4 protein-coding genes are annotated in these 10,616 nt (G+C 65.5%); 3 read left to right on the forward strand and 1 reads right to left on the reverse strand.

From position 1 onward, the window contains the following. Nucleotides 1–77 precede the first annotated feature (77 nt). The gene (glgP, locus tag AC5RWU_RS22585) at nucleotides 78–2,699 is read right to left on the reverse strand and encodes an alpha-glucan family phosphorylase (RefSeq protein ID WP_493986420.1); all 2,622 of its coding nucleotides are present in this window, start codon (nucleotides 2,697–2,699) and stop codon (nucleotides 78–80) included. A gap of 169 nt (nucleotides 2,700–2,868) precedes the next feature. Between glgP and AC5RWU_RS22590 the strand changes: the two genes are divergently transcribed. Genes AC5RWU_RS22590 through glgB form a run of 3 tightly spaced genes read left to right on the forward strand, consistent with a single transcriptional unit; the run spans nucleotide 2,869 to nucleotide 10,351 of the window. Then, the gene (locus AC5RWU_RS22590) at nucleotides 2,869–4,887 is read left to right on the forward strand and encodes an alpha-1,4-glucan--maltose-1-phosphate maltosyltransferase (RefSeq protein WP_493986423.1); all 2,019 of its coding nucleotides are present in this window, start codon (nucleotides 2,869–2,871) and stop codon (nucleotides 4,885–4,887) included. A 2-nt stretch (nucleotides 4,888–4,889) separates the two neighbouring features. Continuing rightward, on the forward strand, nucleotides 4,890–6,671 hold the full coding sequence (gene treS, locus AC5RWU_RS22595; RefSeq protein ID WP_493986421.1) for a maltose alpha-D-glucosyltransferase: 1,782 nt from the start codon (nucleotides 4,890–4,892) through the stop codon (nucleotides 6,669–6,671). Next, the gene (gene glgB, locus AC5RWU_RS22600; protein ID WP_493986422.1) at nucleotides 6,671–10,351 is read left to right on the forward strand and encodes a 1,4-alpha-glucan branching protein GlgB; all 3,681 of its coding nucleotides are present in this window, start codon (nucleotides 6,671–6,673) and stop codon (nucleotides 10,349–10,351) included. Before treS ends, glgB begins: the two co-directional genes overlap by 1 nt. Nucleotides 10,352–10,616 lie beyond the last annotated feature (265 nt).

Genomic DNA, 10,616 nt, shown 5'->3' on the forward strand with positions numbered 1-10,616 from the left:
GCGAGGCTGGACGGGCGGCCGTCGCGAACTTGTACGCGGCGGCCCGGTCCCTAGCCTCATGGAACCGGCATTGGACGTCAGGCGTTGACGATCAGTCCCAGCTCCGCCTTGGTCGCAAGGTTCACGTTGTCGGGCAGGACCCGAACCGTATAGCCGAAGGAACCCGAGCGGTCGATCACCATCTTTCCGGTGAACAGGAAGCGCCCGGCCCCCAGGTCCTCGCCGGCCTCAAGCCGCACGATCGTGATCTCGCTGAGCTCGTCGTTCTCCGACGCGCGGCCGAACGCGACCTCGACGCACACATCCTCTGGCGTCAGCGAGCCCAGCCGGACATAGGCGTTGACGGTGAGGGTGTCGCCGATCTGCGGATCCTCGGAAACCCCGATCGAATCCACGTGCTCGACCATGACGCCGGACCAGCCTTCGCGCACATGCCGGGTCCATGAGGCCAGGGACCGGGCCGTCGCGAACTTGTCCGCGGCGGCCGCCCGTCCGGCCTCGCAGGCCGGCCGGTACAGGTTGCCCACGTAATCCTGCAGCATCCGCTCGGCGGAGACCGCCGGACCCAAGGTCGCCAGCGTGTGCTTGATCATGGAGACCCAGGCGTGGGGAACGCGGTCCGCGGCGCCGGCGGGCACCTCCGTGACCGCTGCGGCAGCCTGTTCGCTGCTGGGCAGACCGTAGAAGCGCGGCGTGACCTCCTTCTCCAGCAGGTCGTAGAGGGCCGCGGCCTCGATGTCGTCGCGCTCTTCAGCGCTGGCGCCGTTGTTGGCGGTCGGAATCGCCCAGCCGTTGTCGCCGTCGTACATTTCGTCCCACCAGCCGTCCAGCACGGACAGGTTCAGGCCGCCGTTGATGGCGGCCTTCATGCCCGACGTGCCGCAGGCTTCGAGCGGCCGCAGCGGGTTGTTCAGCCAGACATCGCAGCCGGGGAACAGCGTGCGGGCCATGGCAATGTCATAGTTGGGCAGGAAGACGATCCGGTGGCGGACCGCCGGGTCGTCGCTGAAGCGCACCAGGTCCTGGATCATCCGCTTTCCTGCTTCATCCGCCGGGTGGGACTTGCCGGCGATGACCAGCTGGATGGGACGCTCCGGGTGCAGCAGCAGCCGCTTGAGCCGTTCAGGGTTGCGCAGCATCAGGGTCAGGCGCTTGTACGTGGGCACGCGGCGGGCGAAGCCGATGGTCAGCACGTCGGGATCCAGGACCGTTTCCGTCCAGGCCAGTTCCGCATCGGCGGCGCCGCGCTTCTTCCAGGCGGACCGCACCCGGCGGCGGACGTCGGCGATGAGGTTGCTGCGCAGTTTGCGCCGCAACGCCCAGATCTCCTTGTCTTCCACGTCATAGGCGCGGCCCCACTGTGGGTCCACCACGGACTCGGTGCCGAAGGTGGCCTTGGTGAACTCCGCGATTTCGGGATCCACCCACGTGGGCACGTGCACACCGTTGGTCACCGAGGTGATCGGCACTTCGGAATGGTCGAAGCCCGGCCACAGTCCCGCGAACATCTCGCGGGAGACGACGCCGTGCAGTTTGGCCACACCGTTGGCACGCTGCGCCAGCCGCAGCCCCATGACCGCCATATTGAATTTCGCCGGATCGCCGCCGGGGTAGCTTTCCGCGCCCAGGGCAAGGATTTTTTCGGTTGGCACGGACGGCGCCAGCCCGGAACGGAAGTAGTGCGCGATCTGGATGACTTCGAACCGGTCGATCCCGGCGGGAACCGGGGTATGGGTGGTGAAGACGGTTGACGCGCGGCAGGCTGCCAGCGCCTCGTCCCAGGTCAGCGGTTCCTTGGTCACCGCCGGGTCCATCAGTTCACGGATGCGCTCGACACCCAGGAAACCGGCGTGGCCTTCGTTGGTGTGGTAGACCTCCGGTGCCGGAGTGCCGGTGAGGCGCTCGAAGATGCGCAGCGCCTTGACGCCGCCCATGCCCAGCAGCAGTTCCTGCTGCAGCCGGTGGTCGCCGCCGCCGCCGTACAGCCGGTCGGTCACATTGCGGGCAGCGTCATCGTTGCCCGGCACGTTGGAATCCAGCAGCAGGAGGGGGACGCGGCCGACGTCGGCCCTCCAGATATGCGCCAGCAGACGCCGTCCGTCCGGCAGCGGCAGTTCGATGCGTGCGGGCGTGCCGTCAGCTTCCCGCAGCAGCGACAGCGGCAGTCCGTCCGGATCCAGCACCGGGTAGGTTTCCTGCTGCCAGGCATCCCGGGACAGGGACTGCTTGAAGTAGCCAGCCTGGTACAGCAGGCCGACGCCGATCAGCGGCACGCCCAGGTCCGAGGCGGCCTTCAGATGGTCGCCGGCCAGGATGCCGAGGCCGCCCGAGTACTGCGGCAGGACCGCGCTGATACCGAATTCGGGGGAGAAGTAGGCGATGGCCTTCGGTGCATTCGCACCCAGGCCCTGGTACCAGCGGGGTTCGGTGAGGTAGCGGTCCAGGTCTGCGCCCAGTTCTTGGATACGGCTGACGAGGCTAGCGTTCTCCGACAGCCTCTGGATGCGTTCCCGGGTCACGGATCCGAGGAACTTCACCGGATCATTGCCGCTTTCGGCCCAGGCCTCCGGGTTGATTTCCTCGAAAAGCCTGGTGGTGGGCTGGTGCCAGGACCAGCGCAGGTTCACTGCCAATTTGCCCAACGGCGCGATGTTTTCCGGGAGGACAGTGCGTACGGTAAATCTGCGGATTGCCTTCACCCGGCAAACACTAGCGCAATTCATCATGACTTAGGTTTCAGCCCGGTAAACCCGTTAATAACTGTCGAATGGCGTCACGGACCCTTCGCAATCGGTGACGAATATCGCTAACGTCTACGTTGTGACCACTTCCAGCGCGTTGCCACAAAGAATTTTGTCCACTGATGAAATGCGGTTCGGGCGGATCCCGATCACGGATGTGTCTCCGGTTGTGGACGGCGGACGGTTCCCCGCCAAGGCCATTCCGGGCGAGGACCTGGCAGTTGCGGCCACGGTGTTCCGCGAGGGCCATGACCAGCTCGGCGTAACGGCCGTCCTTTACGACCCGGAGGGCGTCGAAGCCCAGCGCGCGCGCCTGCGCATGCCCGTGCCGGGAACGGACCGCTGGGTGTCGTCCCTGCGCCCCACCGATGTGGGCCTGTGGACCTTCGTGATCGAGGGCTGGGGGGATCGCTACGGCACATGGCGGCACAACGCGGAAGTCAAGATCGCCGCCGGAGTCGATGTGGAACTGATGCTGGCCGAGGGGGCCGCGCTGCTCGAGGAGGCGGGCGCGGACGAGGACCGCAAGCAGAAGGACCGGCTGATCTTCCTCGGGGCTGCCGAACGGCTGGCCGACGACTCGCTGCCGGTGGCGGACCGCCTGGCCGCGGGCACGGCACCCGAGGTGCTTGCCGCCGTCGAACGCCAGCCCATCCGCGATCTGGTGACCTGCTCGGAGCCTTATCCCATTCTGGTGGAGCGCGAGCGGGCCGGCCGCGGTGCCTGGTACGAATTCTTCCCGCGCTCCGAAGGCGCGGTCTACGATCCGCACGCAGGCAGGTGGAATTCGGGCAACTTTACGACGGCGGCACGTCGGCTGGATGCCGTCGCCGCCATGGGATTCGATGTCGTTTACCTGCCACCCATCCACCCGATCGGCGTGACCTTCCGCAAGGGCCGCAACAACACGCTGGTTGCCGAGCCCGGCGACCCCGGATCGCCCTGGGCCATCGGCAGCGCGGACGGCGGCCATGACGCCATCCATCCGGACCTCGGCACGTTCGAGGACTTCGACGCCTTTGTAGCACGCGCGAACGAGCTCAATCTGGAAGTCGCCCTGGACCTGGCGCTGCAGGCCTCGCCGGACCATCCGTGGGTCACCGAACATCCGGAATGGTTCACCACGCGGATCGACGGCTCGATCGCCTACGCGGAGAACCCGCCGAAGAAGTACCAGGACATCTATCCGCTGAACTTCGACAACGACCCCAAGGGCCTGGCCAAGGAAGTGCTGCGGATCGTTCTGCTGTGGGTGGACCACGGGGTGAAGATCTTCCGCGTGGACAATCCGCACACCAAGCCGCTTGCCTTCTGGGAGTGGCTCATCCGCAAGGTCAACCGCAAGCATCCGGACGTGGTGTTCCTGGCGGAGGCGTTCACCCGCCCGGCCATGATGCATGCCCTGGGCAAGGCCGGCTTCCAGCAGTCCTATACCTACTTCACCTGGCGCAACACGAAGCAGGAGCTGGAGGAGTACTTCACCGAGGTCAGCCACGAGACCCCGGCATACTTCCGCCCGAACTTCTTCGTGAACACCCCGGACATCCTGACCCAGTTCCTGCAGTACGGCGGACCGGCGGCCTTCAAGCTGCGGGCGGTCCTGGCCTCCACCGCCAGCCCGCTGTGGGGCGTCTACTCCGGCTACGAACTGTTCGAGCATGTGCCGCGCCCGGGCGCCGAGGAGTACATCGACAACGAGAAGTTCGAGTACAAGCCGCGCGACTTCGCCGCTGCGGAGGCCGAGGGCCGTTCCCTGGCGCCCTACCTGACGCGGCTCAATGAGATCCGCCGTGCGCACCCCGCCCTCGGGGACCTGCAGAACCTGACCCTGCACCGCAGTACGGATCCGGCGACGATTGTCTACTCCAAGCACAAGAACGTTCCGGATGAAACGGTGCCGGAAGGCGTGCGGAAGGACACCCTCATCGTCGTCGTCAACCTGGATCCGCACAGCGCACGTGAATCCACGGTCTCCCTAGATCTGGCGGCCCTGGAACTGGATCCGCGGGACGTCAGCCCGGACGGCACGTTCTGGGTGGACGAGTTGCTGACCGGCCAGAGCTGGCAGTGGGGTGAGCATAACTACGTCCGGCTGGATGCCTTTGTGGAACCGGCGCACATTCTCCATGTGCGGAGGGGCAGCTGAGCATGGTCAACCCGTTCCAACTCAATGCGCCCGGACTGGCCCACGATCCGCACTGGTACCGCAAGGCGGTGTTCTACGAAGTGCTGGTCCGCGGTTTCGCCGATGCCAATGGGGACGGTTCCGGGGACTTTACCGGGCTGATCGACAAGCTGGACTATCTGCAGTGGCTGGGAATCGACTGCCTGTGGCTGCCGCCGTTCTTCAAGTCCCCGCTGCGCGACGGGGGCTATGACATCCAGGACTACTATGACGTCCTCGACGAATTCGGTACGATCAGCGACTTCAAGCGGCTGGTGGCGGAGGCCCACGCCCGCGGCGTCCGGGTGATCATCGACCTGCCGATCAACCACACCTCAGACAAGCACGAGTGGTTCGAACAGTCCCGGTCCGATCCGGAGGGGCCCTACGGCGACTTCTACGTCTGGAGCGATACGGATGAGAAGTACCAGGACGCGCGCATCATCTTCGTGGATACCGAGGAATCCAACTGGACGTTCGACCCGGTCCGCCGCCAGTACTTCTGGCACCGCTTCTTCAGCCATCAGCCGGACCTGAACTTCGAGAATCCCAAAGTGGTTGCGGCGATCTTCGACGTGGTCCGGTTCTGGCTCGACCAGGGCATCGACGGCTTCCGCGCCGACGCCATTCCCTATCTCTTTGAGGAAGACGGCACCAACTGCGAGAACCTGCCGGCCACGCACAAGTTCCTGCAGGACCTGCGGGCCATGGTGGACGAACGCTATCCCGGCCGGGTGATTATCGCCGAGGCCAACCAAATGCCCCATGACGTGGTCGAGTACTTCGGCGGCACCGGCGAGGGCGGGGAATTCAGGCCGGAATGCCACATGGCGTTCCACTTCCCGATCATGCCCCGCATCTTCTATGCACTGCGTGACCAGAAGGCCGCGCCGATCATCGAAACGATGGCTGAGACACCCCAGATCCCCAACGGAGCCCAGTGGGGCACGTTCCTGCGCAACCACGACGAGCTGACGCTGGAAATGGTCACCAACGAGGAGCGCGAAGCCATGCTTGGCTGGTACGCCCCGGACTCCCGGATGCGGGCCAACATCGGTATCCGCCGCAGGCTTGCCTCGCTGCTGGACAATTCCCGCGCCGAAATGGAACTGATCCACGCACTGCTGCTTTCGCTGCCGGGCAGCCCGTTCCTTTACTACGGGGACGAGATCGGCATGGGGGACAACATCTGGCTTGAGGACCGCGATGCCGTCCGCACCCCGATGCAGTGGAACCCGGACCGCAACGCCGGCTTCTCGATGGCCGACCCGGGCAAGCTGTACCTGCCGGTGATCCAGTCCCTGGTCTACCACTTCAACCACGTCAATGTTGAAGCGCAGTTGGCGCACTCCAGTTCGCTGCTGCACTGGCTGCGGCAGATGCTGGCGGTCCGCAAGGCCCATCCTTCCTTCGGACTGGGCGGCTACCGCAACGTCCAGACGGACTCGGAGCAGGTTCTGGCATTCCTGCGCGAACTGCCGGAGGGCAACCCGGAAGGCGAACAGGCCGAATCCGTGCTCTGTGTGTTCAATCTCTCGCAGCATCCGGTCGCAACATCGGTCCAGCTGCCCGAGTACGCGGACCGTGGGCTGCGGGACTGCTTCGGGGGCACGCCGTTTCCTGCCTTCGGGAATGACGGCACGCTGACGCTGACGCTGGGCAGCCACGATTTCTTCTGGCTGCGGGTCCGCGCCCTCGCGTCAAACCTCGCATCGCCTGCCACCTCCGCCATGCCGATCATCCCAATTTCGGAGGTAACATCCTGATGGCACAGCTGACACCGAACCTTTCTGACCTGCTGACGCCGTGGCTGGCGCGGCAACGCTGGTTCCCGGCGACGGGGCAGGACTTTACCCTGACGCGGGTCGGCGGGATCCGGCTGCAGGACCCGGCCGGCAACACCGGACTGGAAGTGCATCTGGCTGCGGTCGAATCAGCGGGACGCACCGTCGTCGTCAATATTCCGCTCAGCTTCCGCCGCGAGCCGCTGCAGGGCATCGACGGCGGCGCACTGGTCGGCGAGGCGGAGCACCAGGATCTGGGGCACTGCTGGGTTTATGACGGCGCCTACGATCCAGCCTTCGTCGCCGCCTGGCTGGAACTGATGCGCACCGCGGCCACGACGGCGGACGGCCGCTGCAGCGGCCACGCCGAAAGCGGCTTCCAGCAGTGGCCGGCCTTCGCCGAACCGCTGGAATCGGCGGTGCTCGGCGGGGAGCAGTCCAATACCTCGGTGGTGGTGGACAGCCGGCGCGGGTCGGTCATCCTCAAGTTCTTCCGCACGCTGGCGGTCGGCGAAAGCCCCGACGTCGAAATCAATGCGCGGCTCACCGACGCCGGCTCCACCGACGTTCCCGTCACCTTCGGCTGGGTGACGGGCGGCTGGGACGATCCCTCGGCCGCGGACGGGACCGTCACGGGGCATCTGAGTGTGCTGCGCGAATTCCTCGTAGGGAGCACGGACGCCTGGCGGACGGCATCGACCGCGGCCCTGGACGGCACGGACTTTACCGCCGAGGCGGCCGAACTCGGGCGGGTGACCGGCCGCATCCACCGCCAGCTGGCCGGTGCCATGGGTACAACGACGGCCAGCGGACCGGAACGCAAGGAATTCCTCGAGGCGCTCATCCAGCGCATCGAATGGGCCTGGGACGAGGCACGGGAGACCGTCGGCCCGTATGACGAGCAGGTACGGAGCGCAGTGGAGAAGCTGCGGTCCCTGGACCAACTGCCGCCGCTGCAGCGCATCCATGCCGACTACCACCTGGGCCAGGTGCTGCATTCGCCCGATCGCGGCTGGGTCGTGCTCGACTTCGAGGGCGAACCGCTGCGGCCCACCGCCGAACGAAGCCTGCCCGATGTTGCGCTGCGCGACGTGGTGGGCATGCTGCGTTCCTTCGACTATGCCGCCGGCGTCGTCATCAATGCGGCCCCGGAGCGGAACGGAGACAGCCGCGCCGACGAAGCCCGGGCCTGGGCCGCGGCCGCCAGCGCCGCGTTCCTGCGCGGTTATGAAGAAGAGACCGGCCAGCGCGTGGACACGGCGGACCCGCTGTTCGTGGGATTGTGGCTGGATAAGGCCTTGTACGAAGTGGTTTATGAAATGCGGAACCGGCCCACCTGGGTCGGCGTTCCGGTCGGTGCCGTGCGCCAGGCCCTGCGGGCCGGCGGACACTCCGACACCCAACCCAAAGGGGGCACTGCAGTGACAGAGCATGGAAATACCGTTTCGGGCGCAACCGGAGTTTCCGACGGCGGCCGGGAGCCAATGCGGGTGCCGCACGACACCCTGGCGGCCGTCGCCGATGGGCGCTACTACCAGCCGCATGCCGTGCTGGGCGCACACCTGGACGACGCCGGAACGGTTACCTTCCGTACACTCCGCCCGCTGGCCCGCAGCGTCACCGTCATCACGCCGACGGCCCGCCTGTCGCTGGTCCATGAGCACAACGGCATCTGGGTCGGCGCGCTGCCGGCTGAAGACGAAGGCCACGTTCCGGACTACCGGCTGGAAGTGGACTACACCGGGACGCCGGAGACCGTGGACGATCCGTACCGGTTCCTGCCGACCGTGGGCGAAGTGGACCTGCATCTGATCGCCGAAGGCCGCCATGAAACGCTGTGGACCGTCCTTGGCTCGCACCTGCGCCGCTACAACTCCATGCTGGGCGAGATCACCGGTGCCAGCTTCGCGGTGTGGGCCCCGAACGCGCAGGCGGTCCGGGTCAAGGGCGACTTCAACGGCTGGAACGGCGTGCATCACGCGATGCGTTCGATGGGCAGTTCGGGCATCTGGGAAATCTTCATTCCCGAGGTCGCGGCGGGCGCCATCTACAAGTACGAACTGCTGGGCAAGGACGGGCACTGGCATGAGAAGGCGGATCCGATGGCCCGCTATACCGAGGTGCCGCCGCTGACAGGTTCCCGAGTGGTGGAATCCCACTACACCTTCGCGGACCAGGAATGGATGAAGGCCAGGTCGGCGAGGGACCCGCACAATTCGCCGATGAGCGTCTACGAGGTCCACCTGGGCTCGTGGAAGATGGGCCTGAGCTACCGCGAACTGGCCGAAGAACTGGTCGGCTACGTCAAGGAACAGGGCTTCACCCACGTGGAGCTGATGCCGGTGGCCGAGCACCCGTTCGGCGGGTCCTGGGGCTACCAGGTGACGTCCTACTATGCACCGACGTCGCGGTTCGGGCATCCGGACGACTTCAAGTACCTGGTCGACAAACTGCACCAGGCCAGCATCGGCGTCATTATGGACTGGGTGCCGGCGCACTTCCCGAAGGACAGCTGGGCGCTGGCGCGCTTCGATGGCCAGCCGCTGTACGAGCACGCCGACCCGCGCCTGGGCGAGCACCCGGACTGGGGCACGCTGATCTTTGATTTCGGCCGGCGCGAAGTGCGCAACTTCCTGGTGGCCAACGCGCTGTACTGGCTGGAGGAGTTCCACATCGACGGCCTGCGCGTGGACGCCGTCGCCTCCATGCTGTACCGGGACTATTCACGCGAAGAGGGACAGTGGTACCCGAACATCCACGGCGGCCGCGAGAACCTGGAGGCTATCTCTTTCCTGCAGGAGGTCAACGCCACGGCGTACAAGCGGGTGCCCGGCATCGTCACCATCGCGGAGGAATCCACAGCGTTCGACGGCGTTACCCGGGCCACGAGCTCAGGCGGCCTTGGATTCGGGTTGAAATGGAACATGGGCTGGATGCATGACAGCCTGGAGTACATCGCGGAAGACCCGATGCACCGCATGTACCACCACAACAAGATCACCTTCTCGATGATCTACGCCTTCACCGAGAACTTCCTGCTGCCGATCAGCCATGACGAGGTTGTCCACGGCAAGGGATCGATGCTGCACAAGATGCCCGGCGACCGCTGGCAGCAGTTCGCCAATCTGCGGGCCTACCTGGCATTCCAGTGGGCCCACCCGGGCAAGCAGCTCATCTTCATGGGAACCGAGTTCGGCCAAGGTCCGGAATGGTCCGAATCCAAGGGCCTGGACTGGTGGATCACGGAGTACCCCGAGCACCAGGGGCTCCAGCTGCTGGTCAAGAACCTCAACGAGGTCTACCGGGAGACGCCGGCGCTGTTCGCCCGCGACAACGATCCGGCAGGGTTCGAATGGCTGGATGCCAATGACGGAACCCGGAACACGCTGTCCTTCACCCGCTGGGACAGTCAGGGGAATCCGCTGGTGTGCGTTGTCAATTTCGCCGGGGAGCCGCACCAGAAATTCCAGCTGGCGCTGCCCTGGGCCGGCACTTGGACGGAAGTGCTCAACAGCGACGCCGCCGAATTCGGCGGATCCGGCGTAGGGAATCCCGATGGCAGGATCGTCGCGAAGGAAGGCGGCTACAACGGGCAGCCGGCTTCGGCGCTCATTACCGTTCCGCCCCTGGGAGCCCTGTACCTGAAGCCTGAATCCGCGTAATTCCGGGGTTCACGAGGTAGCCGGCAGGTGGAATTTACATCTGCCGGCTAATGGTGATACACTAGTTATCCGCTGATCGGGAGAGTCGATCGGACGGAAATCCACGTAAAAGGCCGGCTCAACCGGCTGGAACGAACCGGGTCCGGACGATTTGACAGAGAAAAGATCGGCGGGTAAGTTTGAAAAGTTGCTCCGGAGCGATGGGGTGGCCCTGAGGGGTTGTTCCTGGTGCCGGGTGTGCCTGTTGTTTGAGAACTCAATAGTG

The organism is Arthrobacter sp. B0427-1-12, from assembly GCF_059092905.1.